The 26,624-nt window shown below is 42.8% G+C and carries 23 protein-coding genes and 2 pseudogenes; 20 read left to right on the plus strand and 5 right to left on the minus strand.

The window, feature by feature from the left end; all coding sequences use genetic code 11:
- The first annotated feature begins 81 nt into the window (after positions 1-81).
- Positions 82-177, plus strand: coding sequence for a sporulation protein YjcZ (locus G519_RS52055; RefSeq protein WP_127527793.1), 96 nt, complete (start codon positions 82-84; stop codon positions 175-177).
- A 272-nt stretch (positions 178-449) separates the two neighbouring features.
- Here G519_RS52055 and G519_RS48805 read toward each other — a convergent pair.
- Together G519_RS48805 and G519_RS0108550 are read right to left on the minus strand one after the other, a co-directional pair.
- Positions 450-979 (minus strand): annotated as a pseudogene (locus G519_RS48805) (hypothetical protein).
- A gap of 355 nt (positions 980-1,334) precedes the next feature.
- Complete coding sequence (locus G519_RS0108550) at positions 1,335-2,222, minus strand: AraC family transcriptional regulator (protein ID WP_029194321.1); 888 nt, start codon at positions 2,220-2,222, stop codon at positions 1,335-1,337.
- Between the two features lie 160 nt (positions 2,223-2,382).
- Here G519_RS0108550 and G519_RS42280 point away from each other — a divergent pair, with 160 nt between their 5' ends.
- The 9 genes from G519_RS42280 (at position 2,383) to G519_RS0108600 (ending at position 14,911) form a co-directional block, all read left to right on the plus strand.
- The gene (locus tag G519_RS42280) at positions 2,383-3,207 is read left to right on the plus strand and encodes a phytanoyl-CoA dioxygenase family protein (RefSeq protein WP_051253257.1); all 825 of its coding nucleotides are present in this window, start codon (positions 2,383-2,385) and stop codon (positions 3,205-3,207) included.
- Positions 3,208-3,389: 182 nt separating this feature from the next.
- Complete coding sequence (locus G519_RS0108560) at positions 3,390-5,183, plus strand: sensor histidine kinase (RefSeq protein ID WP_029194322.1); 1,794 nt, start codon at positions 3,390-3,392, stop codon at positions 5,181-5,183.
- Positions 5,176-6,726, plus strand: a complete 1,551-nt coding sequence (locus tag G519_RS0108565; protein ID WP_029194323.1) for a response regulator — start codon at positions 5,176-5,178, stop codon at positions 6,724-6,726. The genes G519_RS0108560 and G519_RS0108565 overlap by 8 nt, the downstream gene beginning before the upstream one ends.
- Positions 6,727-6,874: 148 nt before the next feature.
- The gene (locus tag G519_RS0108570) at positions 6,875-7,834 is read left to right on the plus strand and encodes an ABC transporter permease (RefSeq protein ID WP_029194324.1); all 960 of its coding nucleotides are present in this window, start codon (positions 6,875-6,877) and stop codon (positions 7,832-7,834) included.
- 79 nt (positions 7,835-7,913) lie between these two features.
- On the plus strand, positions 7,914-8,753 hold the full coding sequence (locus G519_RS0108575) for a carbohydrate ABC transporter permease (RefSeq protein ID WP_127527803.1): 840 nt from the start codon (positions 7,914-7,916) through the stop codon (positions 8,751-8,753).
- Between the two features lie 76 nt (positions 8,754-8,829).
- Complete coding sequence (locus G519_RS0108580) at positions 8,830-10,551, plus strand: ABC transporter substrate-binding protein (RefSeq protein WP_036632398.1); 1,722 nt, start codon at positions 8,830-8,832, stop codon at positions 10,549-10,551.
- 120 nt (positions 10,552-10,671) lie between these two features.
- Positions 10,672-11,802 carry a Gfo/Idh/MocA family protein gene (locus G519_RS0108590; protein ID WP_029194327.1) on the plus strand — a complete coding sequence of 377 codons (1,131 nt, stop codon included), beginning with the start codon at positions 10,672-10,674 and terminating at the stop codon, positions 11,800-11,802.
- A gap of 48 nt (positions 11,803-11,850) precedes the next feature.
- The gene (locus G519_RS0108595) at positions 11,851-12,618 is read left to right on the plus strand and encodes a sugar phosphate isomerase/epimerase family protein (protein WP_051253259.1); all 768 of its coding nucleotides are present in this window, start codon (positions 11,851-11,853) and stop codon (positions 12,616-12,618) included.
- Between the two features lie 778 nt (positions 12,619-13,396).
- Positions 13,397-14,911: a malate:quinone oxidoreductase gene (locus G519_RS0108600; protein ID WP_029194329.1), complete on the plus strand. Its 1,515-nt coding sequence runs from the start codon at positions 13,397-13,399 to the stop codon at positions 14,909-14,911.
- Positions 14,912-15,109: 198 nt separating this feature from the next.
- On the opposite strand, the pseudogene G519_RS50060 reads toward G519_RS0108600, so the two are convergent.
- A pseudogene (locus G519_RS50060) lies at positions 15,110-15,208 on the minus strand (FMN-dependent NADH-azoreductase); the annotation flags it as partial.
- Between the two features lie 120 nt (positions 15,209-15,328).
- Between G519_RS50060 and G519_RS42285 the strand changes: the two are divergent.
- The 4 genes from G519_RS42285 (at position 15,329) to G519_RS42290 (ending at position 17,325) form a co-directional block, all read left to right on the plus strand.
- Positions 15,329-15,631 carry a hypothetical protein gene (locus tag G519_RS42285; RefSeq protein WP_036632429.1) on the plus strand — a complete coding sequence of 101 codons (303 nt, stop codon included), beginning with the start codon at positions 15,329-15,331 and terminating at the stop codon, positions 15,629-15,631.
- Positions 15,632-15,647: 16 nt separating this feature from the next.
- Positions 15,648-16,106 carry a type II toxin-antitoxin system VapC family toxin gene (locus tag G519_RS0108615; protein ID WP_029194331.1) on the plus strand — a complete coding sequence of 153 codons (459 nt, stop codon included), beginning with the start codon at positions 15,648-15,650 and terminating at the stop codon, positions 16,104-16,106.
- Positions 16,107-16,304: 198 nt separating this feature from the next.
- Positions 16,305-16,757, plus strand: coding sequence for a GNAT family N-acetyltransferase (locus G519_RS0108620; RefSeq protein WP_029194332.1), 453 nt, complete (start codon positions 16,305-16,307; stop codon positions 16,755-16,757).
- Positions 16,758-16,827: 70 nt separating this feature from the next.
- Positions 16,828-17,325, plus strand: coding sequence for a GNAT family N-acetyltransferase (locus tag G519_RS42290; protein ID WP_036632405.1), 498 nt, complete (start codon positions 16,828-16,830; stop codon positions 17,323-17,325).
- Between the two features lie 295 nt (positions 17,326-17,620).
- Here the strand turns inward: G519_RS42290 and G519_RS0108630 are convergent, their stop codons facing one another.
- On the minus strand, positions 17,621-18,472 hold the full coding sequence (locus tag G519_RS0108630) for an aldo/keto reductase (RefSeq protein ID WP_029194333.1): 852 nt from the start codon (positions 18,470-18,472) through the stop codon (positions 17,621-17,623).
- A gap of 318 nt (positions 18,473-18,790) precedes the next feature.
- On the opposite strand from G519_RS0108630, the gene G519_RS42295 reads away from it, so the two are divergent.
- The 5 genes from G519_RS42295 (at position 18,791) to G519_RS0108655 (ending at position 22,951) form a co-directional block, all read left to right on the plus strand.
- Entirely contained in the window at positions 18,791-19,729 is a 939-nt protein-coding gene (locus tag G519_RS42295) for an AraC family transcriptional regulator (protein WP_051253260.1), read from the plus strand.
- 482 nt (positions 19,730-20,211) lie between these two features.
- The gene (locus G519_RS0108640; RefSeq protein ID WP_029194334.1) at positions 20,212-20,544 is read left to right on the plus strand and encodes a carboxymuconolactone decarboxylase family protein; all 333 of its coding nucleotides are present in this window, start codon (positions 20,212-20,214) and stop codon (positions 20,542-20,544) included.
- Positions 20,545-20,615: 71 nt separating this feature from the next.
- Positions 20,616-21,617 (plus strand): aldo/keto reductase, encoded by a 1,002-nt coding sequence (locus tag G519_RS0108645; protein WP_029194335.1) that lies wholly within the window; start codon positions 20,616-20,618, stop codon positions 21,615-21,617.
- A 356-nt stretch (positions 21,618-21,973) separates the two neighbouring features.
- Positions 21,974-22,612 carry a cell wall hydrolase gene (locus tag G519_RS0108650; RefSeq protein ID WP_029194336.1) on the plus strand — a complete coding sequence of 213 codons (639 nt, stop codon included), beginning with the start codon at positions 21,974-21,976 and terminating at the stop codon, positions 22,610-22,612.
- Positions 22,613-22,711: 99 nt separating this feature from the next.
- Positions 22,712-22,951: a YciI family protein gene (locus G519_RS0108655; RefSeq protein ID WP_268618342.1), complete on the plus strand. Its 240-nt coding sequence runs from the start codon at positions 22,712-22,714 to the stop codon at positions 22,949-22,951.
- A 202-nt stretch (positions 22,952-23,153) separates the two neighbouring features.
- Here G519_RS0108655 and G519_RS42300 read toward each other — a convergent pair whose 3' ends face one another.
- Positions 23,154-23,849 carry a cysteine hydrolase family protein gene (locus tag G519_RS42300; RefSeq protein WP_051253261.1) on the minus strand — a complete coding sequence of 232 codons (696 nt, stop codon included), beginning with the start codon at positions 23,847-23,849 and terminating at the stop codon, positions 23,154-23,156.
- A gap of 163 nt (positions 23,850-24,012) precedes the next feature.
- Between G519_RS42300 and G519_RS0108665 the strand changes: the two genes are divergently transcribed.
- Positions 24,013-25,584, plus strand: a complete 1,572-nt coding sequence (locus tag G519_RS0108665) for a multicopper oxidase family protein (RefSeq protein ID WP_029194338.1) — start codon at positions 24,013-24,015, stop codon at positions 25,582-25,584.
- Positions 25,585-26,624: the final 1,040 nt, after the last annotated feature.

Consider the following 26,624-nt stretch of genomic DNA (forward strand, 5'->3'; position numbering starts at 1 on the left):
GACAAACGTCCAATCAAGAAGTATGTACTTAGCGTATATTTATATTGTAAGTTAAAAATCACTGGAAGGGAATGAATAAATATGAGCGGAGTAGGTTATGGATGGAGTCACAACGTAGCAATTATCTTGGTTCTTTTCATTCTTTTAGTCATCATCACAACAGCTTTTGTAATTTAATTCCTGTATCTCCTTAATTGAACACTAAGAATAACGAGAGAAACAAAGACGGCCTATCGCGTCATAGATGCGAATATAGGGCCGTTTTTTCTCGTTGTTCTTTTCAAAAAACGAACCCATGCAACATGAGAACAAGGCAATTCATCATTTAATTGGAAAAATTTCTCCTTTTTCATAAGAAGACAGTTTCATTGAGCTGAAAAATGGGATTCATGAATAGAGTTCGAGTGGGTTTTACGTAGATTAGAACGGTATACAAAATTCCAATTCATTTAAAAATAACTGACATCAGGGTCTGCGGTTTGCTTTTGTTTAGGAAATAGAAATCCTTCGATATATGGCGAAGATTGACCATGAAGTCGAAATGTTTTCTTTGTTCTGCGGTGAGCTTGTGAGCAACGATATCGTTCATTAAATTCAAAGCCATAAAATTCGCTCCTTCCTGGTCGCATTTTGCAGTGGCTTCACCGCTTGTGCGGTCAGGATATAAACTTCCGTCGAATTTAGCAAGCTCGTCAAAGCGTTCAGGAGGTACTCTGTAATCGATCGTTTGCCCCAAATAATCTAGATGGAGAGTAGGAAAGTGATGCGGTACGGTATCAAGATGAACAATAGTGCGTTTCCAAGGGCCGTTATTATACCATATTATTTTTCTTGCGCTCGCTTCGTTTGGTAATCCATATTACTTGATTAGCATGTAAGTTGTATCTTTGGGTTGTCCCGACCAACTGGCTAAGATTTGATCCAGAACGGGATGGACTCGGAAATGAAGGGATTGAGAGCCATAATTTCTTATATCCATAAGTCCTCCTTATATCGGATTAATTTTATCCTAATATATATGTTGGTGAGGTGCCTATGGTTACATCTTAGTTCCTAATTAATCATTACGAATAATTAAATAAACAATCAGTCCTATGATTGGAAAAAATAACATTGCTAATAGAATAATTATTGCAAATTCACTGCTTTTACCTCTCCTTAGGCTATCTCGATATGCCCATACGCATAAAACGATATGCACTAAAAATAACGCAAAGGATAATAAAAGAAATAATAAAATAATACCGGAGCTAAAGGCAAAACCAACGTTACTTTGCAAATTTGATCACCTCTTCTTGAATGATTAATGGGTCGTAATCACATTATGCTGGGAGTCACTTAATTTGGTTTTTACGCAGCCGATACGCTTTTGGCGTAAAACCTGTAAATTGTTTGAAGGTACGGTTGAAATGGCTAATGTCCTCGAAGCCCGTTTCCAACGCAATGCTGATGATCTTCCTATTCGTTTGGGCGAGGAGCATTTCAGAAAGTCGGATACGCATCTCATTGCGGTATTCCAGAAATGTGCGTCCCGTATAGTGTTTGAACTTGATTGTAAAAGCGGTGCTACCGAGGCCGCACATACGGCAGACTTGATCGAGCGTGAGTGGTTTATCGCAATGTGCAGCGATGAACTCGCATGTTCGCTTCATGAGCGCAGCATTGTCACCTTGTTCCACGAACTCATCTGCTTTTCTTATCGCATAACCCCGGCTCAAAAAAACGAGCAATTCGATCAGCTTTGTTCGAAGGAGGATGCGATAACCGGAATTCTTGCCAGTAAACTCGGCAAGCATGTTTTGCAGTAAAAAGTCAGCTTCCGTTCGTTGCGCCGCCGGTAAGGAAAGTCGGGTTCGGAACATGACCGCATTGCGAATGAATGGCTCCATGTAGTAGAAATCGACGAATGATTCCACTTCGGCCAAAGCGCGCATCTCATTTGTCAAAAACGAAGGGTGGAACAGAACGTTGTATACTTCAAGCGTATGGTTGGGCTCTATGTCATAGGCATGCTCTGCTTCTGGTTCGATCACGAATACATCGCCTTCCGAAATTGCAAAATTCTCGCCGCAATAGGAGTGACGACCCCGCCCTTTGCGCACAAATACAAGCTCAACAAATTCGTGCGAATGAAGGTCAATCGCGCTCGTAATCTTATAAATTTGCATAAAAAAAGGAAATGCAAGACTTTCCAGAAATTGATTGTTGGTTAAGCGGGACATTGCCTAGCCTCCATATGTTATCCAATATGTTTTCAGTATACAGTATATTCGCTGCATTACGCAGTTAGTAAAATCCGCATGGTTTAATGTAAAATCCACCAAGTTAACTATATAATTTCCATGTTAAAGTAATCTTGAAACTAGTAGGGAGGCCCTGACAATGGAGAATATGGATATGGTTAACCGTGTTATGAGTACGGAGCAAAAAGAGTTCTATAAAGAATACGGATTCGTGCAAGTGGATAACATTCTGACAAAGGATGAAATTGCGGAGCTGACTAGCTATATTGAGGAAGCAATGAGCGAGCAGGGCAGCCGATCACAGAAGACGTCAACGCCGGATATGAGCTATTACCGTGTGTTGAACCAGAAGGTTAACGTTTGGCGCGATCATGCGGGAATAGCGCGTTATACCGCACATCCGCTTCTTGCTAAGGTCGCGCTGGAGCTTGCGGAAGCAAGTGGAATCCGCCTGTTTCATGATCAAGCGCTGTGGAAAATGCCACAGGATTCGAAGGAGACACCTTGGCATCAGGATTTTCCCTATTGGCCGATGAACGACGAGATTGGGTCGGAGGGTGTGAACCGGACGAAAACGGTGTCCGTCTGGATTCCACTTGACGATGTGGACGAAACGAATGGCTGCATGATGTTCGTACCTGGATCGCAAAAGATCGGTAAGTTACAAGGCATCGATCTGGTGAACCCTCAAAATATTTTCGACGAAGCGAAAGGAACTGCAATTGATACAACGAAGCCGGTTCAAGTTCCGCTCCGTAAAGGCAGTTGCACTTTCCATAATGGGCTGACCTTTCATTATGCGCACGCCAACAAAACTGACAAACCGCGACGCGTGTTAGCTATCATCTACATGCCTGATGGTACGACTTACAATGGCAAAGCTCATATCATCACTGATCCGCTGAATCTGAAACAAGACGAAAAGCTGCAAGGAGGCATGTTTCCATTGCTCGCCAGACGATGACCAGACTAGTTTCTCATGCTTATTTCAGACTGAACACCGCGTAAATCGCGGTTTTTTTGTTTTTTAGATGACATAAAAGGTATTTGGAGGAATATCTAAAGCAAGGACGAATAATGTATCAGGCAAGCTGTCTTTGGCAAATGCTCAGTTACTAATGGTTATAGGAAGTAAAGGGGGTTGACATGAAATCCATTTCATACATCGCTCACAATATTCAAATCCGCAAGAAACTCATCCTTTCTTACCTATTTGTCGTATTCATACCGGTTTTGAGCGTAGGCCTACTGTTGTCCAATTCCTTGAAGAAAATTACGATCGGTCACGCGATCCAGCAATCGGTCAACAACGCAGAGAAAATCAAGAAACGAACCGAGGAGCTGCTGAGGATTCCTACTGATATTTCAAACCAGATTTATTTTGATAATAAGATTAAATCTCTCGTCAGCAACAATTATAGCTCCGTCTGGGATGTGGTTCATGCCTATAAAGATTACAATGACTTCGATGCTTTTCTTAAGCTGTATAAAGAAATAGCGGGCATTCGTCTTTACACGGGAAACGACACTCTGCTCAATAACTGGACGTTGTTTAAGGTGGATCAAGCAACCCGCAATTCTGAGTGGTACACGGATGGACTTAGAAATCGTGGTAAAATCGAATGGTTCTACATTCCGGATGTTACCCATCAGAATATGCGTTATTTAAGCTTGGTGCGGGAAATCTTTTTCGATAATATGACGTTTTGCGGCATGCTGATCGTGACGGTGAATCCTGAATACTTGCTGGATGCCGTAAGTCAAGAGCCGTTTGAGACGCTGATCGTGACCGGGGATGAAAATATTATTGCTGCCAAGGACTTCTCGTTAGTCGGAAAGACGCTTAGTGATATCGACTTGACCGGATTTGGCGCTAAAACGAGCACGGATATCGTGGATTCGAAGTATAAGGGGAAGGACGCTAAAATTATTTTAAAGAACGTAACGACAGATAACAGTAAAAACCAATTTCGCATTATCAGTATCATCCCGACTGAAACGATTACGGCGGAAGTAAGAAAAGTAAACGTTATTGCCTTTCTTATCATTTTTGTAAGCCTACTTGTCTCAATCGGAATGATTTTTTTCTTTTCAAATGTGCTCAGCAAGCGAATTGGCATTCTAAGCCGGCATATTCGTAGGGTAGCATTAGGGGACTTCTCTAGCACGTCAGTGGTGGAGGGGAAGGATGAGATCGGGCAGTTGGCAAGGCATTTCAACTTTATGGTAAGGAATATTGAATTGTTAATGTCCGAGGTTGAGGAAGCTCATCTTCAGAAAAACACGTTAGTGATCAAACAAAAGGAAATTAAATTTAAAATGCTGGCCAATCAAGTGAACCCTCATTTTCTGTTCAACGTCTTGGAAACAATACGAATGAAAGCGCACACAAACGGCGAAAATGAAATCGCAAATACGGTGAAATCGCTGGGTCAGCTGCTGCGGCATAATCTGGAGATGGGCCAAGAGCCAGTCTCGCTTGCCGATGAAATAGTGGTAGTGAGAAAATATTTGGAAATTCAGAGATTCCGCTTCGGGGATAAAATTGATTATGAGCTACCGCCGCCGGAAGAGGCATATGACTGCATTATCCTGCCGATGATCCTTCAACCTGTTGTAGAAAATGCCATCATTCACGGTCTCGAGAACAAGTTGGGGAAGGGGACTGTAACAGTTCGTCTGGAAAAATGGAGAAATCACCTGAGACTGATCGTGTCGGACGACGGGACCGGCATCGAAATAGACAAGCTCCAGCAACTGATGCGCTCACTTAACGAGCCTGATGATGAATCGAATCACCATATTGGCTTACGCAATGTTCATCAACGACTTCAACTGTACTATGGCTCAGAATTCGGCCTCGCAATAGAGAGTGAGCTGAGAGAGGGCACGAAAGTCACAATTCTTTTTCCTGACAATGGGGGGACCTCACATGTATAAACTGCTTATTATCGACGATGAACCGATTATTCGCCAAGGTCTGCGTACAATTATTGATTGGCTGTCTTTTGATATCGAAATATGCGGGGAAGCAGATAACGGCGCGGATGGAGCTAGGCTTTGTATTGAGCTCCAGCCTGATATTGCCATTGTCGATGTGAAAATGCCTGTGATGGATGGCATTCAGATGATAGAAGAGGTTCGAAAAGCCGGTGGTGAAACCGACTTCATCGTGCTTAGCGGTTACTCGGAGTTCGGCTATGCGCAAAGGGCTATCGAACAAGGGGTGAACAGCTACCTGCTGAAGCCCATCGAGCAGGAAGATTTATCGGCAAAGGTGGTGCAGCTTCACAAAATTTGGAGCCGTAAGATGAGTTCCCGTCAAAGCTTAAACGAGCTGCGTAGCTTAAAGCTGGAGAAGGCCATGCAAAGAGTCGTGACAAGGGAGGCTGGAACAACCCTCCAGAATGAGGATATGGTACTTCTGACGACCCATCTTGGGCTGCCTTGGACTTATTATCAAGTAATTCTGTTAAGCGATGAGCGGAGAGATTTGGAGCCTGAGGAGAAGGAATGGCTTATTGTTAAATTGCGCGAAACATATGATTCGGAACGAACAGGTATCACATTTAACATAGGGACGTACGTAGGCGTGCTGTCAAACAAAGAACATAGCGATGTAAATGGCTATGATTGGATTCCGCAGGCTAAAGATCGGTTCGGTGTCGAGCTTGTTTTGGCCGTTGGATCTGCTGCTGTGGAAATAGAGGGGGTTGCCGACTCGTACTATCAGGCCAGATTTTTGATCAAGAACAAATTTATGAACAGTCGTTGCGGAATCGCCGTCATGCCCGGCATAACGTCTTTTGATACATGTGCTGCTTCCATAGAAGATGCAGCTTCCTTTGAGCGGATCAGGGATTTATTAGCGAAAGGGATCGAGGCTGGCAATAAACAGATGATTTCGCAGCTTCTTCGTACAGCAGGTGCATTACTCCTTCGTCAAGACTGGTCGGAAAATCAAATAAAGGCTGCTTTCTCCGCTTTATATGTCGATGCGATGCATGCTTTGGCGATGAAGCATGGGCAGGAGAAGCCTACTTCAGCAGAAATGACGGAGAAGATATCTGGGATTGACGCTCAATATTCACTGGAGAGGCTTGTTTCTTATTTGGAAGGTTGTTTGCATGCCTGCTGCGAGGCGTGGAAAAAGGAGAAAACGAACGATTCGTTTCAACCCATTCTCGACTTCATTTCCGCTCATTATAGAGAGGATATTAAGCTGGAGTTTCTGGCTCAGCTGTTTAATTACAATAGCTCCTACCTCGGAAAGTTATTCAAGTCCCAGACGGGAATGTCATTTAATGCGTATTTGGACGATATTCGAATGCAGGAGGCCAAACGACTGCTCATAAACGGCAGCAAGGTATACGAGGTGGCTGAGATTGTTGGGTACGCAAACGTTGACTACTTTCATCTCAAATTCAAGAAATCGGTCGGCGTTTCGCCTTCGTCCTATCGGGAGAAAGGAAAAGCGCTCTAATCAGCTAATTAGAGGTGGAGAGCTGATCTCCACCTCTAATTTTTATATGAGAAACATATCTAAGTTCTCATGTAGTTGTAAGCTTTAACTTCCTTTAATATAGGTGTTGTAAGTGCTTACATTTAGTTGGAAGGGGGGCAATATCCTCATGCAACAATCGACTCAAACACTGGCAACACCGGTTAGTCTCATCAAGAGAAGGTCGACATGGAGCAAGATCATCGAACAGCGGTTTCTATTTTTAATGTCCGTCCCGTTTGTGATCTGGTTGATCATTTTCCACTACATCCCGATTTGGGGTTGGACGATGGCGTTTCAGAAATATAAACCGGGTAAGTCGTTCAGCGAGCAAACGTGGGTTGGGTTCGATAACTTCGTTACCTTGTTTCATGAGCCGCACTTTTATCTCGTTCTGCGTAATACGCTGGCTATGAGCTTCCTTAGTTTAATCGTAGGGTATACCGTACCCATCCTGTTTGCAATTCTACTCAATGAAGTTCGCGTAATGTCGATTAAGCGTACGATGCAAACAATCTCGTATTTGCCCCATTTTGTATCGTGGGTCATCGTTGCAGGACTTGTCTCCAAGATGCTATCCACGGACGGAGGGATTGTTAACCAACTGCTGTTGACACTGCATGTGATCGATAAGCCGATTCAATTCATGGCGCAGGGGAAATGGTTTTGGGGGATCGTGACCGTATCGGATATGTGGAAGGAAACAGGCTGGAACTCCATCATTTATTTAGCAGCTATCTCCGGTATTGATCCCGAGTTATACGAAGCGGCCACAATGGACGGAGCCGGTCGGTTCCGACGAATTTGGCACATTACACTGCCTGGTATTCGTCCGACGATTATGATCATGATGATCTTGTCCATCGGGTGGCTGATGAGTATCGGATTTGAGAAGCAGTTTTTGCTCGGCAATTCGATCGTCAAAGATTATTCCGAGGTGCTGGATCTGTACGTTCTGAATTACGGTATTAATCTAGGTAGGTTTTCTTACGGTACGGCCGTAGGGATGTTTAACTCGCTAGTAAGTATTGTTCTGCTGTTCAGTGCGAACCGGATTTTCAAACGTTGGACGAACGAGAGTGTGATTTAGAAAGGAGGTTACTACCGTGTACGTCAGCATACGATCAAAATTTTCCGGTTTGCCGTTTACGATTTTCTTATATGTGTTCATGCTTATCGTCGGCATCGTCACGTTGTATCCTTTCTTGAACGTGCTTGCGATATCATTTAACGATGCTACAGATTCGGTGCGAGGAGGTATCTATATATGGCCTCGCGTACTTACGATCCAAAATTATAAAGAAATTTTTCAATACCATAATTTGCTGGTAGCAGCTCGTAACTCGGTGCTGCGTTCGGTTATCGGTACAGGTATGGGTGTGTTCTCTGCTGCGATGGTCGCTTACGTGTTGAGCAGGAAAGATTTTATTGCACGCAAAATATTCTCGCTTATGTTCGTCCTAACGCTGTATGTATCAGGCGGCCTAATTCCTGTTTACATGCTAATGCGCGACCTTCATTTGACGAAGTCATTTTGGGTGTACATTCTGCCTAGTCTAGTCAACGCTTGGAACATCTTCGTCATACGCTCATATATCGAAGGGCTTCCGGTTTCCTTACAGGAGTCGGCAAAGATTGACGGAGCCAACGATGCTACGATTTTTTTCAAAATCATATTGCCGCTCTGCAAGCCCGTTCTCGCCACGATTGCATTGTTTGTAGCCGTAGGTCAATGGAATTCGTGGTTCGATACGTTCCTGTACAACAGTAATAGCGATTACTTGAGTACACTTCAGTACGAGTTAATGAAAATATTGGCAAATACGAACGCCGGGTCCTCTAGTCAAGACATCTTCCGCACAGGCAACGCCGAGCAAGCGACTCGCGTCTCGCCGGAATCGATTCGGATGGCCATTACGATCGTGGCAGCTGCACCGATTGTAATCGTATATCCGTTCTTACAGAAATATTTCGTCAAAGGGCTGACGCTAGGCGCGGTTAAGAGTTAGACAAAGTAAGCTTCCTATCGGTGATAACAGGGTGCATCTGTTGTTACAATATAAAAATTCTGGAGGGTAATCCGAAATGGCGAATTCCAAAAAGATGAAGCGAGCCGTTATGTTGTCAGCGGCAACGCTGCTCCTACTGATGACGGCATGTACAAACACGACGCAGCCGGCAGCAGACGGTAACACATCTAAACCGGCAGCAACGACTGACAACAAGGGAACCGACAGTAAAAAAGACGATATTAAGCCAATAACGTTTACGATGTTCAGCGAAGACATCAATCAGAACTACGAGAACATGCAAAGTCCTGTCGGGAAGAAAATTACTGAACTTACGGGCGTTTCGCTCAAGATCGACTATCCGGTTGGCGATGCGAAGCAGAAAGTCTCTTTGATGGCAGCTAGCAACGATTATCCTGACTTTATTTATGCGAAAGGCGATTCCAATCTTATCGTAAATGCCGGGGGCTTCATCGACCTCGCGCCTCTAATCGATAAATATGCGCCGAATCTGAAGAAGCTGTACGGCGACTACATGAAACGCTTGAGATGGAACAAAGATGATAAAGCAATTTATACACTTGGCGCTTATGGTGTGGGGCAGCAGCAATGGGAGCCAGCGACAGGCTTTGAGCTGCAGCATGGTGTGGTGAAAGAGCTTGGATATCCAAAGCTGCGCACCATCCAGGATTTTGAGAACGCGATTAAAACGTATAAAGACAAGCATCCAACAGTTGACGGTCAGCCGACCATTGGCCTTTCACTCCTCGCGGACGACTGGCGTATTCTCATCTCGGTCACAAACCCCGCGGTGTTCGCTACAGGAGGTCCGGATGACGGAGAATGGTACGTCGATCCGAAGACGCAGAAAGCGGTTTACCACTTTACCCGTCCAGAAGAGAAAGAGTATTTCAAATGGTTAAACCATATGAATGATATCGGTCTGCTCGATCCTGAAAGCTTCGTCCAGAAATATGACCAATATCAGGCGAAGATTTCGTCCGGCCGCGTTCTCGGTCTGATCGACGCGAAGTGGGAATATCAACAGGCCGAACAAGCCTTGAAAAAGGCGGGCAAGGAAGATCAAACATACGGTCTATATCCGCTGACGCTGAACGATAGTATTAAGTATCATGATTTTCAGGATTCAGGCTATTCGGGCGGTTGGGGCATAGGTATTTCCAAAACTTGTAAAGATCCAGTACGCGCGATCAAATTCTTAGATTGGCTCGCTACCGAGCCAGCCCAGATATTGAACAATTGGGGCATCGAAGGCGTCAACTACAAAATAGAAAACGGCAAGCGCGTTATCTCACCGGAAGAGATGGAGCAACGAAATAAAGATCCACAATACGGTAAGAAAACCGGTATCGGCGTGTACGCTTACCCGTTTCCGACATATGGAGACGGTGTGAAGGATTCGACTGGTCAAACGTACACGATTAAGAGCCAACAGCAAATTATCGACGCATATTCCAATACGGATAAAGAAGTTCTTAGCAAGTATAATGCAAAAATGTGGAAGGACCTGTACCCGCAGCCGTCCGATTTCCCGGTCAAACCATATGGAGCAGCTTGGCAAATTAATATTCCGCAGGATACGGATGCGGCCCTAATCTTCCAGAAGGCTGAGGACCTAATGAAGAAACGCATACCGGAAGCGATTTTGGCCAAGCCGGACAAATTTGACTCGATATGGGATAATTTCATGAAAGAACTCGAGCAAGCCGGCGTCCACAAAATGGAAGACCAATTTAACAAATTGCTGCAGGATCGCATTCAGCAGTTTACAAGCTAATATTTTAATGCGGAGTACCTTTATGGCGCTCCGCTTCAACATTTTGATTGTTCATATTGGCGTCAGTTGTAATGGATCGCAAGCAGCAGAAAACTATTCTAAATGGAATGGGTGAGTGTTATGGAGAAGGTGAAAGTAGGTGTCGTAGGATGTGGGATGATCAGCAGTATTTACTTGAAAAACTGTACGCAAGTGTTCAATCATATTCTTGAAGTAATCGCATGTGCAGATCTAATGCCTGAGCTTGCGCGTAAACGGGCGGAAGAATTCAGCGTTCCTACTTATTGTACGGTTGAAGAGTTACTAGCGAATCAGGACATTGACGTCGTGCTCAATTTAACCGCTCCCGCTGCGCATGCCGAGATAAACATGAGGGCCCTCCATGCCGGTAAGCATATTTATACGGAAAAGCCTTTTGCCCTGAGGCGTGAAGAAGCCCAAGAAGTGTTGGCACTTGCCGAATCTAAGGGACTTTTGGTCGGTTGCGCTCCAGATACCTTCATGGGTGCGAGTTTGCAAACATGCAGGAAGCTTATCGATGACGGCTGGATCGGCACGCCTTATGGTGCTAACGCAACGATTATTATGGGGAGTGCCGGAGACGGGATGCATCCTAATTTTCAAAATTTCCTCAAGCTTGGCGGAGATCCAATGATGGACATGGGACCTTATTATTTAACAGCATTAATTAACTTGCTCGGTCCCGTTCGGAGAGTCACAGGTTCCGCTAACCAGCTTCACGCGAAAATCAAGGTTCAAAACCCGAAATCTTCACGCTATGGTGATACTATTCCAGTGGAAGCACCTACGAACGTGGCTGCTGTGCTCGATTTTCACAGCGGCGCGGTAGCAAGTCTTCAAGCCGCCAAGGAAAGCTTCGGCTACAAACCGAGACTTGAAATCTTTGGCACAGAAGGCAATATGACGGTGCCAGATCCCAATTTCTTCGGTCCGGTTCCGGGTCTAGACACGACTGTCATCATTCAATTCCGCAGCGGTCAATCAAAGGAGATACCATTGACGCACGGTTTTACGGAAGACAGCAGAGGAATTGGCTTAGCCGACATCGCCTACGCGATCCGGTCGGGCCGGGCGAACAGAGCGAGCGGACGGTTGGCAGAACATGTTCTGGATATTTCTCTTGCTATCTTTGAAGCGTCGACAGAGGAGCGGCATATTCATCTCCAGACGCATGTTGAGCGTCCCGCTCCACTCCCGCTTGGCTTGAAATTCAACCAGTTGGACTCGTAATTTCACTTAATCGATTTATATAATACCCATTTGAAAGGATCGATGACCGTGCCAAAGTTTCCGATTGCTTTTCAGCCTTATACGATTCAAAAACAATTAGTCGAAGATTATGCAGGGTCTCTGGAACGTGTGGCTGCTATAGGTTATCAAGGCATTGAGATCGGTATGCCTCCGGAAGGCATGAAGATCGCCGAGCAGAAAGCGCTTCTGGATCGGCTCGGGCTGCAGGTGATTAACACGTGGGGTGGTTTCAACAGCTTCGATATCGATACGGAACAAATTGCCGATTATCTGGACGAAGTTGGCGGCCGCTACATCACGGTTTCTATGTTGTTCGACGGCACTTTGGAAGACGTACTGAATAAGTCCCGGCAGATGAATCGAATCGGTGAGGCTTTTCATAGACGGGGAAAGCAGTTCCTCTATCATAATCATGATTGGGAGTTCAAACGCATCGATGGCGAAACGATTTTGGACATTCTGCTGCGTGAAACGGATCCAGAACTCGTTAAGATGGAAATGGATACATACTGGATCAAACGCGGCGGGGAAGATCCGGCTGTCTACTTAAGCAAGCTTCAGAATCGTTGTCCGCTGCTTCATATTAAAGACATGGAAGCAGGCGAAGAGCAATTTTTTGCGGAGATCGGCGAAGGTATTCTGGATTTCACGAAGATATCGAGAGTGGCGGAAGCAATTGGGACTCAGTGGCTTGTCGTGGAGCAGGATCAAAGCCGCCGAGATCCGTTCGAAAGCTTAGCGATCAGCTACAGGAATTTGCATCATTTAGGCCTCATCATCGATAATGATAAGTAAGTCATTCAGCTGCGCTATGATGATATCGCTACAAATTAAGAGGCGCTGAAAAATAGCGTCCTCTGGTTAGAGTTAAGTAAAATGGCTGACGTTAATCGTCAGCCATTTTTTATGCAGGTAGAAGATCCATAGTGACAGTTGACATGGATATTATCTGTTACAGAAGTTGAATTTATTTTAGGGTTTGATGCATTGATATCAATTACTTTTTAAAAACTTATCTAAGCAAATAAAGGGATGCTACGCCCAGAATTGGAACCACAATAAGCATGATCCCTAGTCGAATTGAAATTAAATCTTCGTGTGAGTACACAGAAGCCACGACCTTTCTTGTCAGCTTAGTATATGCATACGATATGTATTCAATTTAAGCTTTGTCGAATCCTTTGATGAAAAAACACTACTTTTGTCAGTTGGCTTTTATTCAAAGAAGAATGGCAGCTTCTAGGCAAATTTAGTTCAATTAAATGGCAGGTTAGTTTAGGATAAATATATGTTAAAATAAAAGAGTGATCATAGAAATTGACTGTTATTCATCGTCCTATTAAGCTCTATCGAAATTAATTTGCACACTATTGGTATTATCCGGTAAGGTTTCTTCACCGCACTTCTTGTCGTATAGCTTATAACTATCATATAATAGTAAATAAATATTTTAATCATAGGGTTATAATGATCAGAAAAGGTGTATGACTAGGTCGAACTCTGGCTTGCTGTAGTGCAAAAGCAGGAGCGCCTATAACCTTTCTGCAAATTTTAGGGTATAAGGATGGTAAAAATGAGCAGCAGAGAAACTAAAACAGACGTCATCTTAATTGGTGCAGGAATCATGAGTGCAACTTTAGGGACACTTTTGAAAGAATTAGTTCCGGAATGGGAAATTACAGTGTTTGAGAAGCTTGAAAATGCAGGGGAAGAAAGCTCTAACGAATGGAATAATGCAGGAACAGGGCATGCGGCACTGTGCGAACTTAACTACACTGTCGAAAATCCAGACGGGTCTATAGATATCAGCAAAGCTATTAAAATTAATGAACAGTTTCAGCTTTCCATGCAGTTTTGGTCTTATCTTGTAGAAAGCAAGCTGATACGTAATCCACAGGACTTTATCATTCCATTGCCTCATATGAGTTTGGTGCAAGGGGAACAAGATGTAACGTTTTTAAAGAAACGTTTTGAAGCGATGTCGAATAATCCTTTGTTTCAAGGAATGGAATTTTCCGATGAACCTCAAAAGCTGATGGAATGGATTCCACTTATTATACAAGATCGTCCATCGAATGAACCCATAGCAGCAACCAAAATCGACTCTGGAACGGATGTCAATTTTGGTGCTTTGACGCGTATTTTGTTTGACCACTTAAAGAGTAAAAACGTCGATATTAATTACAAACATAGCGTTGATAATATTAAACGTACTAGAGACGGATTGTGGGAATTGAAAGTAAGAAACGACAGCGGTAACGTCGAACGCCATACTGCAAAATTCGTCTTTATCGGTGGCGGGGGAGGCAGCCTTCATTTGCTGCAAAAATCCGGTATTCCCGAAGGAAAACATATTGGCGGATTCCCGGTAAGCGGAATATTTATGGTGTGTAATAATCCGGATGTTGTCGCGCAGCATCATGCAAAAGTATACGGAAAAGCTAAGGTTGGAGCTCCTCCCATGTCGGTTCCGCATCTTGACACAAGATTCATCGACAATAAAAAATCGTTGCTATTTGGACCGTTTGCCGGCTTCTCACCAAAGTTTTTAAAAACCGGTTCAATTTTTGATTTGGTAACTTCCGTAAAACCGGATAATCTCGTAACGATGTTGTCCGCAGGTGCAAAAAACATGTCATTGACAAAATACCTGATCGAGCAAGTTATGTTATCGAAAGAAAAGCGCATGGAAGAGTTGCGAGAGTTTATCCCGAACGCCAAAAGCGAGGATTGGGATTTAGTAGTAGCGGGCCAACGTGTGCAAGTTATCAAAGATACGGAAGCTGGCAAAGGAACACTGCAATTTGGTACGGAAGTTATTAGTGCCGCAGATGGCTCGATAGCTGCATTGCTCGGCGCTTCTCCAGGTGCTTCTACCGCCGTTTCCGTCATGCTTGAGTTAATTAAAAAATGTTTCCCGCAACAAATGAAAGCATGGGAACCTAAAATAAAAGAAATGATTCCTTCTTATGGCGTGTCACTATTGAAAAACCCAGAGCTCATCCAAGAAATCCATACTTCAACAGCGCGGACGCTAGGTCTAAGCGAAAACTTGCCGTTACAGATAACACGCCAAACCGTATCATAAATATTAAAGTTTTGATTTGAAAACATTTTATATAAGTTTAGACCCTCGGCCCGTTGCTGAGGGTCACTTTTTTAGTATTCAAGAAAGACATCCGTTACGACTACAATAGCCGCTGCAATCCACGTACTTAAAAGGTTTTAGCCATTTCAACAGCCAGTTGAATAGCGTCTTAAAATTGACTGCCATTTCCAATGAAGCTGCCTCTCCCTCAGAATAGTAACACGCTTCATACAATTTAACACTTGCTGTTTGTTCTACTGGACGATTATTAGCCTTTACGAATAATACCTTTCTCATTCCCGTCTCCCACCTTATTTAGAAAATGGCTCTCGATCCCAGTTCTGTCCGACATCACCCCCTGAAATCGACAGAATTCGACGAATGCTTATAAAAGCTATGCATAAGGAGTGAATCACGATGGCGAATAATTACAAACGCTTCATTCAAAATCAATTCCAAAAAGCGAAGTCCACCGCTTCCGAATTCATTTCTTCAAGAAGTGAAGAACAAGAAGAAGGCACAATAGAACTCAATCCGCAATATTATGATGAGCTGAAAGCAATCGCCGACATGCAGCATACGACTGTGCAAGCGATCGTCAATGGAATCATTGTCCAATACCTGGCAAGTGCCCCCTTCGAATCAACCCCCATCTCAGTGGATCAAAAGGAAGATAACCCGCTTCTATATTTGGATGGTATTTGCAAACTTGAGGATTAAGGAGTGCTGACAACATATGGATAACCACTTGAACATTCAGGATGCAATTTTTCTGGATGAAACAGCTTTAGCCGCTTTAATGAACCCTGAAGACCCGCACTATTCGAAAGCTCGTTCCCTGTTTCTAGATTTGCATGATCTTGAACGTAATTACATAACGACCAACTCCATTATATTTGATCTTCATCAATGGCTTCGTAATGAATACAGTTATCAGAAGGCGGAGTATTTTTTGAATGCAATTGATAAAGCAGTGAGTAAAGGCAAGTTGTCGCTCGTCTCCAGCGGCCCCGAATTTGAGGGGGAATCGCGCAGACTGCTTATGGACAGGCCCGAGCTCCGTTTCTCGCTCAGCGAAGCATTCACTGCTGTGACCATGTCCTATTATCAGGTAAAACGCATCTTTACTTTCAACCGCAATTTCATAATGCTTGCCAATTTGGATAAAGATATTCGAATCATACCATCCAATTAAAAGCCAATAACTAATACAGTCTGCCCTCTTGAGAGGCCGGCTGTATTTTTTTCGTTTCAACTGAATCTTTTCCGCTTATTCGCAGGAATTAATCACTTTTTTGGAGTAGAATAGAAGAGAATGGGAGAAATGCGCATTAAACGACGGTGAATTATACTTAAGTAATCTGTAATGATGGTTCATTAAAGGAGGATTAAGATGGAAATACGAAAATTAGATACTTACGAGTCGGCTCCAATGGAGCTGTTATTGCTAGCAGACCCTTCTGAACAGATTGTTAAAGAATATCTTAAACGAGGGCAGTGCTATATAGCAGAGATGGACAACACTATTTTAGCTGTCTATGTATTATTGCCTACAAGACCTGAGACAGTTGAGTTGGTGAATATAGCTGTCAACGAGAACCACCAAGGTAAAGGGTTAGGAAAGAAGATAGTACAGCATGCAATTAACAATGCTAAGTATCAGGGGTATAAAACCATTGAGATTGGCACTGGGAACTCAAGTATGGGACAACTCGCTCTATATCAAAAATGTGGTTTTAGAATTGTTGGGATTGATAGGGACTTCTTTATAAAACATTACACTGATGAAATTTTTGAAAACGGTATACAATGCAGGGATATGATTCGTTTATCTCAAGGCCTATAGTTATATGCAAAACTGGTGCTATTAAGAAACAGGGCAGTGGTAGATGACTAATTCAAAAGGAGGGAATGAAATGCTAGTAAATGAAAAAATACTTTGGACAAACAATGATGGATTTACAATCAGTACTGAGAAGAGTTTTTTGGATATCGATGTTATATTTAATTTCCTTAGTAGGGATGCTTATTGGGTTAAGGGTATTACGAAGGAACTAGTAGTAGCATCCATAGAAAATTCCATTCTTTGCTATGGAGTCTACGATGGGAATCCTAATGATGGTCCCTATAAACAGGTTGGTTTTGCACGAGTTGTGTCTGATCTTGTGAGATTTTCCTGGCTAGGTGATGTTTTTATACTACCTGAATATAGAGGTCGTGGACTAAGTAAATGGTTAATGAGTGTCATCATAGAACACCCTAAATTAAAAGGAACGAGTTTTCAACTTGCAACAAAAGATGCCCATTCTCTTTATGCACAATATGGATTTAAGCCATTAGGACAAATTGAAAACAGAATGATCAGATCTCTTGATTGGGAAGTTGTATATCAGGGTTATAAAATAAATAAATAAATAAAAGACTAGACTTTATTCAATTAACGAGGGTGGGTTTAGTGGAGATATATTTAATTGCGGCAATGGACAAAAACAGAGTTATAGGAAACGACAACGACATTGGATAGAAGTATCCGTTGAAAAAGGGATTACTGAAAGTAAAAATCCTTATAATTACTATTTTCATATTTATGAAAGAAAATAAAACAGGGAGCGGACTGCCGCGGGCAGTTTCTCCCTGTTTTTCATTGAAGTAACGGTCAGATTTGCTTAATAAATACCTAGATTCTGCAAACGAAATAGGAGCAGATTGTTAGATATCAAGTTTACGGGTACCGAGCCATTTCACCATTTCAGGATCGCGATGTGAAAAGAATAGGCTCTGTTTTGTATCTAATGTAGTCATCGACTCCATATCCTCTTGGCTTAATTCAAAATCAAAGATATTGAAGTTTTCGATAATTCTTTCTTTACGAACGGACTTTGGAATCACAACGACTTCTCTTTGTGTCAACCAACGTAAAACCACTTGAGCAACGGATTTATTAACCTTTTCAGCTATGGATACCAATAGCTCATTCTGGAACAAATTATTTTTCCCTTCAGCAAAAGGCGCCCAGGATTCGATCTGAACATTACTCTCTTTCATGAATTTTGCATTTTCGATTTGTTGGTTGAAAGGATGCGTTTCAACCTGGTTTACAACAGGAACTACTTCATTATGAAGGATCAAATCGATCAGACGATCCTCATGGAAGTTACTAACGCCAATTGCACGGACCTTTCCTTCACGATACAATTCCTCCATAGCGCGCCAAGAACCATGCACATCGCCGAATGGCTGATGAATTAAATACAAATCCAAATAATCCAATTGCAATCTTTTCAGTGATTTTTTAAATGCATTTTTTGTGCGCTCATAACCAGCATCCTGAACCCAAAGTTTTGTAGTAATAAATAATTCCTCTCTTGCCACGCCACTCCGTTTGATCGCTCTGCCAACTGCTTCTTCATTTAGATAAGAGGCAGCTGTATCAATCAGCCGATAGCCTGACATAATAGCGTCATAAACGCTTTGTTCACATTCATTTTGATCTGCAATCTGAAATACACCAAAACCGAGTATAGGCATCTCAACACCATTGTTCAAAATTACTTTTTGCATATAAAATCCTCCATTTTTTAAAAATTATTTGTAAGTCGAGTTAACCTTTATCCCCATTCTTCACATCCTTATTATGCACCAGATAACAAAAGGACCGTTATCCCATTCATGCCAAATGTTTGCCTAATCCTCTCACTACCACTTATATAATAAACAAATATGGACTATAATCGAACTATGAGAAAACCTCTATCGAGGCCGTTCAATGATGAGCGACCGCGTTTAGATGTAGGTTTTATCGCCAATAATCAAGCCGTTTTCGAGAGCCGAAAACTTATACTTTCTTATGTGGTAAAAAATAGGAACAAGGAGAATCAAATGTCTGAAATAATCACTAAACAGCAGAATGAGCTCACCAAAATCATAGAGCGCTTTACACAAAAGGACGGTGTTCACCCAACTGCTATTCCGTCCTTATTTTTCATGCGTGTCTCGAATACGGCTGGACAAAGCCATGGAGTTTACAAGCCGTCCTTTTGTATGGTAGTTCAAGGGGCTAAGGAGGTTTGGCTGGCACAGGAGCGCTTTAGGTACAGTCCTGCCGATTACCTTGTTGCATCCGTTCACTTGCCAGTTACCGCCCAAGTCACTGAAGCCACTCCCGATGTTCCATATTTGGGTTTCAAACTTGAATTCACATCTAGTCAAATCTTAGAGCTTTTACATGATTCTGAATTTCGTGTTGATCTGAAACAAAATCCGAAGCGAGCTATGTTTGTCAGCCAGATAGAGTCATCTTTGTTAGATTCGGTCATTAGGTTAGCTCGTTTGCTTGATAATCCTAAAGATATTCCGGTGCTTGCTCCACTATTTACGAAGGAAATTCTTTATCGGGTGCTGCAAGGTCAGAATGGGATTATTTTGGAGCAAATTGGAATGGAAGGAAGCTCAACCCATCAAATCAAACTTGCTATTGAACAAATCATGAATAACTATGATAGCCCCTTACGGATTGAAGAACTTGCCGAAATAGCGAATATGAGTATTTCTTCGTTACATAGACACTTTAAAGAAATCACTGCGATGAGCCCTCTTCAATTCCAAAAACAGCTTAGGATGCAAGAAGCTCGGCGCCTATTATTAACCGAGTCGGCGGATGCTTCTGAGGTTGCCTACCGGGTAGGCTACGAAAGTGCATCTCAGTTTAGCCGTGAATATTCTCGCATGTTTGGTTTTCCTCCCAAAGCTGACATGAAGCGTCTGAAGGAAACATATGACCAGGAACAGGTAGTTACTGAGCAAGTATCCAATGTGTGAAGGGCATTATAAGCATTTAGTTCGATCTTTATCTAGAAAGGCCAAATAGAAACTCTCTCATCAATGTTAGAGGGGGAAATCTTTTGGTTTTTTTATTATATACACAATCGCAAATTCATAAGTATTCTTTCACGTGAGAGAAATAGGCAAACATTTAAGATAATCAGGATATCGGTTTCTTTTTGATTCGTTGCATAATTAAATTATGCATGGTCTGTCATTTTGGACGGGTCTGCAAACAGTATTCTTAAATGCCGTAATGGCTAATTTCGGAGGAGGAAAACATTAAAAAACTATTATTACTTGCCTTTGGATTAGTTTCTGCCTTACATTCTCTGCATGCGGAAGTGACAACAATGACATGACAAACAGTAATGACGGGAATCATCAATACAAGCCGTGTACAGGCTAAGGCTTAAAAGTAGATAATGAAAAAGCGTTTAGTAGAATAAAAATAAAAAATGTGGAAGTAGGGATCCTAAATGTCAGATTCTTCAAAAGAACTAACTGTCGCACAGAAAAACTTCGGAGATTTTGCACCAAAGATTGTTGAATTAACCGATGATGTTTTATTCGGAGATGTATGGAAACGTAAGGAGCTTACTCCACGTGACCGTAGTTTAATTACCGTATCTAGCTTAATTACTGGTGGGAATACGCAACAATTGAAATCCCATTTAACATTAGCAAAACAAAACGGTCTTAAGGAAGAAGAACTAATCGAAGTAATGACCCATCTTGCTTTCTATGCAGGTTGGCCGAAGGCAATGTCAGCCATGACAGTTGCAAAAGAGGTATTCTCAACAGAAAAATAACAATAACAAAAGGAAGTACTTATATATAATCATAAAAGAATAATAAAAAGCTCTTGGAGAGGTGAATTATTTTGGAAATTCGTTCTTTAGGACAAACGGGATTAAAAGTAACTAATCTGTGTTTGGGCACGATGACATTTGGCAATCAGGCAGACAAAAAAACCTCCTTCGAAATACTTGACAAGGCGTTCGACGCCGGAGTGAGTTTTATCGACACGGCAGATGTGTATCCCATTGGGAGGGCTTCTTATGCCAACGCAGGTGCAACCGAGTCGATTATCGGGGAATGGCTAGAGAGTAAACGAGACAAAGTGGTGCTAGCATCAAAGTGTTTTGGTACGATGGGATCCGGAGCAAATGATCGTGGGTTGAGTAGGAAGCATATCATAACATCCGTAGAGGATAGCCTCCGTCGTCTAAAAACGGACTATCTCGACCTCTATCAAGCTCATCAATTCGACCCAAGCACACCTATGGATGAGACTTTACGTGCGTTTGATGATCTCGTCGAACAAGGCAAAGTCCGCTACATAGGTGTATCAAATTGGCGTGCTTGGCAGGTGGCAAAAGCAAACGGAATTGCTGAAAGAAAAAATTACGCCCGTATAGTGAGCATTCAGCCTCGCTACAATCTCTTGTTTCGAATGATTGAAGACGACTTGGTTTCAATGGCCCTTGATGAGGGGGTTGGCATTATCAGTTACAACCCACTTGCAGGAGGCATGTTGACAGGCCGTTATAGGAATAATGCAAGTGTCGAAGAGGGGACTCGTTTCGGACTCGGAAACAATGCAGGTTCGTTGTATCAGGAACGTTATTGGCAAGAGGCGCAGTTCGACGCTGTTGCAAAATACCAGGCCTGGTGCCAAGAACATCACTATGATCCAACAACGACGGCCGTACGTTGGGTTACACAGCAACCGGGAATCACCTCCGCCATCATTGGTGCGAGTCGTCCGGAGCAGTTGAACGCGAGTCTGCGTGCTGCTGACATGGATAAATTAACGGAACAGGAGCTAGCTTGGCTCGATGGACTCTGGTTTGCTTTACCTCGTAGGCGCGAGTTTAGTTAAACCCAAGGTGAAAGAGCAGTAAAATTATAAAAGCTTGTTACACTAACGGAAACTATAGTTGAGGGGAGTGCTTCGCGGCAGCTCCTCTTTTGTTTACTAATCATTTTCTCTGAAATGATATTCAAATAACGAGGAACGATAATGGAGGAGGTTGCCTTATTGGCAGAGCTCCTTTTTTGTGATTTGCGACCCTTACTAGGTGTTTCTCCCGAAGTTTATAGGGACAGCCTTGTGCTGTTCCCTAATTTTCGAGCGTGTAAGGCGACATCTTGAGTCGGATCAACACCCCTAAATTTGTAATGCTGCATGTCGTTGCTTGTGCGGCGCGTAAAAGGAAGAGGAGGTTATCTTAAAACATGAAGAAGAAACTACAGGCTCTTATCTGCGTCTGTTCCCTTGGTGTAATGGGGATGACCGCACCGGTCGGTGCGCAATCGTTAGGTCAGGGCACACAAAGTGACCAAGTACTGGATTTGCAAGAACGATTAAGCGCACTGGGTTACTTTAAAACAGGAATTACCGGCTATTACGGTATTCAGACTAAGAATGCGGTAAAGAAATTTCAAGCCAGTTATGGCTTGTCAGTTGATGGTGAAGCCGATTCCCTAACTCTGTCTAAACTAAATAAAACGATTTCACCCAAACAGTCGGTTCTGGACGAAATGGCGCGAATAATTCATTCCGAAGCTCGAGGGGAGTCCTTTTTAGGACAAGTTGCCGTGGGAGCTGTCGTTCTTAATCGAGTTCAGTCCGAAAAATTTCCTGATTCCATCACTGAGGTTATTCATCAGCCAGGTCAATTTTCAGCCATTGATGATGGCCAGTTTAACCTTAAACCAAATTTGTCAGCCTACCGCGCGGCAATGGCCGCTTTGAATGGTTTGGATCCAACAACTGGGGCACTGTATTTTTACAATCCTGATATTGCCCAGGCATCTTGGAGCAAAAAAAGAACCGCCAAGATTACTATTGGTAATCACGTATTTACCTTTTAACAGGAGTTAGTCCAGGAAGAATGAGGTTAATTTTGTTCCATTAGTTAAATTATATTCATGTTAAAGTCCACTCCACCGAGAACAACTTTTCCTCAGGACATGACTGAAGAGGAACGGAACATCATGCTACAACATATTGCCTATTGGACTGACAAACAGAATCAAGGGATTGCTTTGGTTTTCGGACCGGTTCTAAATCCGACAGCCCCACATGGACTCGCAATTATTGAGGTTGAGAATAAAGATCAAGTTCCAAAACTCATCGCGGAAGATCCCGCCGTTATTGCAGGTGTGATGACAACGGAATTTTATTCAATGATGGCAACGTTACCAAAATAACCTGACGAAATACGTCAATACCCCATGGATGATGCTTAGTACAGGAGCTGCTTAACGCGGCTCCTTTTTTGGTTTAATCAACAAATGGGCAGCTTAGTGTAAAGATATTTTGATAAATGGAGGGCAGATTAGCGTGGTATAACAATTGAGTGTTAACTTCTTGGAGCCATAGTATTAGCACTCCTATGAGGGAGAATGGGCTTTACTGGATGACTCCGAGTTCCCAGTCCTCGGATCGCCGGTATGGATGACTAAAATGTATCAGATTGATTTTTGTTAAAATGGCCCGGTTTCGGGTTCCAGGGCTATTTAACATATGCCAAGCGGTATACTGTTCAGCATAAGGATTGAGAGCTGACATTCCATCAACTGGAATAATGACATTGTATCCACGGAATGCAGCACTAGTGGCTGTATGAAGGACTGCGCCATTAGCGGCATAACCGGTAATCAGAACGGTTTTAATGCCATGCTCATGCAATATTTGTTCTAAATCAGTTTTGTAGAACTTATCAACGTTTGATTTCACAACAGGATCACTTGGCAAAGGGGCTATCTGCGCGGCAATATCCGATAGGCTCCCCATATGTGTAAGGCTATAGACGACAAGCATGCCACATTCACGACTTCTCGCCAGTAGTTGATTAATTTTAGAGATGGAGGCAATACAACGAGGATTATTACATATAGTGGTCTCCATATCCAAAACTAGGAGTGCACTTGTTTTGGGGTCCACTGAAACGGATTGCAGCTGAGGGGGAGGAGGAGCGGAAACAGTGTTCCATTCATCGATGATAGTTGAATCCTTTCTTTCAGTGTAATAGTTCACATGTAGCCAGTGACTACTTGGCATGCAGTATTCACGCCAAACACCGTACAGGGGACAATAATAGTTCATCCTAATCCACCTCTGGGCCGATTATTTGATAATAGATTATGTTCGCGGCAAGGAAAAGGTGTGGCCGAACCGTTTTAAGGAAAAATCGACAATTAAACATAGTGGGACATCTGTCGTTCATACGCTTTCTTAAGGTATTAACCGTGAGGAGGTCTCCACTCATATGCCCGTAAAAGTAAAACTTCAAAAATTCGTCGATAAACTGCCGATTCCCAAAACCATTTCCCCGATAAAACGAGACAAGAAAGGTTCGTATTATGAAGTGACTATGAGGGAATTTACACAAAAACTACATAGTGATCTAGGGCCTACCCGCTTATGGGGCTACAATGGTATGTACCCAGGCCCAACTTTCGACGTGATGAAGGGTGAAACGTCATATGTCAAATGGATGAATGATCTGCCCAAAAAGCATTTTCTCCCCATCGATACGACCATTCATGGTGCAGAAAAAACAGTTCCACAGGTTAGGACTGTGGTTCATCTACACGGCGGAAAACAGCATGACCATAGCGATGGGTACCCTGATGCTTGGTTTACGAGAAATTTTGAACAAACAGGACCTAAGTTTCAAAGAAAAGTATGCGAGTATCCCAACCTTGAAGCCACTACATTATTTTATCATGACCACACAATGGGTATTACGAGATTGAACAATTATGCGGGACTTGGAGGCTATTTTATCATTCGTGATGAGCATGAACAATCCCTGAATCTACCGGTGGGGAACTATGAAATCCCGCTTATGATTCAGGATCGTTCATTTAACCCGGACGGTTCGCTCTTTTACCCTGCTACTCCGGATAAAAACAATCATCGTCTTCCTTATCCTTCAATTGTTACACCTTTTGACGCAGATTACATTTTGGTAAACGGCAAAGTATCCCCCTATCTACAAGTAGAACCGAGAAAATACCGATTTCGCATGTTAAATTATTGTAATAGTCGAGCTATTACACTCAAACTGGACTCCGGACAGCCATTTTATCAAATTGGAATCGATCGAGGATTACTGGAGAAACCAGTGAAAATGAATGAGATCCTCCTTCTAACGACTGAGCGCGCGGATGTGATCATCGATTTTTCTCAATCCTATGGTAAGACGATCATTCTTAAAAATGTTTTCAAGGGTGCCTCCCCAGAAACAACCGATGTCATGCAGTTTAAAGTAACCACTCCGTTAAAAGGCAAAGATGCCAGCTCCCTTCCTGATCAATTAACGAAAATTGATTTCCTTTCTAGAGAGATGTCAACAAGAACAAGAGATATCACACTGGTTAGGGTGGAGGATGAATATGGAAGATCGCTAAACTTACTTGACAGTAAAATGTGGAATGATCCTATATCCGAGAAAATGGACTTAGGAACTGTTGAAATCTGGCGGTTAATTAATCTGTCTGCGGATGACCACCCCATTCATCTACATGTCGTTGACATGCAAATTCTAGAGCGCCAGCCCTTTGACGATGCTCATTTCCAAGCCACAGGTAAACTTAAGTTTACAGGACCTGCGGTTCCTCCTGAACCTAACGAGAGGGGCTTTAAAGATACGATTCGTGCTCCCGCTGGTTACGTTACCTCTTTTATCGCGAGATTCGATCCTTTCGCTGGACTTTTTGTATGGCATTGTCACATGCTCGAACATGAAGATTACGATATGATGCGACCATTTGAAATCGTGAAGAAAAAAAATAGACTTAAAAATATACTAATGAGAATGATTAACGGGAAATGATAGCACCATGACACAGGCTGCCGGCATAACATTGGTAGCCTGTTGAGCGATTTGACAAAAGAGTTCAGTACCTGGGAGTGTGATAATCTACCGCAGTGTCCTCCTATCAGTGATAATCCAAAAGGCCTATTTTACATCTAACTACGAACTTGTTATGACAGAAGCCCATACAATGCATCGTTAAATGTTTCTATATCATCATAAACGGAGGACAACAAATATGGGCTTTCACGGAGGATTTGGGCACGGAGGTTTTGGGCACGGAGGTTTTGGAAGTCCGTTTGGTTTTGAAGGTTTTGGAAGCCCGTTTGGCTTTGGGGGCTTTGGAAGCCCATTTGGTTTTGGAGGCTTTGGAAGCCCATTTGGCTTTGGAGGTTTTGGAAGCCCGTTTGGCTTTGGAGTCCCATTTGGTAATCCCTTCTTTTTCCGCCAACCGTATCAGGGAACATCTTATCATTTGTCCCCTGGGCAGCCAACCATGCCTTATGTAGAAACATCCCACCACATGTACCCGGCCCAACAAATGGCACCTCAATTTTACACTAGCAATAAAAATGATCTGTATACCTGATTAATGAAATTTATAAACGCGGTCCTTATTATTTGGGGCCCCGTTTTGTTTAGCGCATTTGAACAGAGTGTAGGTGCTGGCGCCTTGGTTAAACAATTGTCGGATGACAAGAACTTTATCCCATTCCCGATGGCAAACAAATAAATACACCATGGGATCTAATTTGCAAAAGAATTAAAACATTTAAGTTGTAAGCGTATTTGGCTTAGAGATCGTACTTAGAAAGTAAATTGACCGAGGAGATTTCGTTGGAAGACGCCACTAGAGCAACTGGTTTTTCACGATATCTTTTCCATCGAATATTCCAAGCCTTGGTGGGACATTCACTAGCTGAATATGTTAGGGATCGTAGACTAACGAAGGCTTCCTACGATTGTTATTTCAGTTCGGATCTCAGGTCTTATTGAGCACAAATTGTCCCAATCAGTATGTGTTTTAGGGTTGTGATCAAAGATCAAACAGGCTGCCG

Source organism: Paenibacillus alginolyticus DSM 5050 = NBRC 15375 (assembly GCF_000422905.1).
Classification (GTDB): domain Bacteria; phylum Bacillota; class Bacilli; order Paenibacillales; family NBRC-103111; genus Paenibacillus_E; species Paenibacillus_E alginolyticus.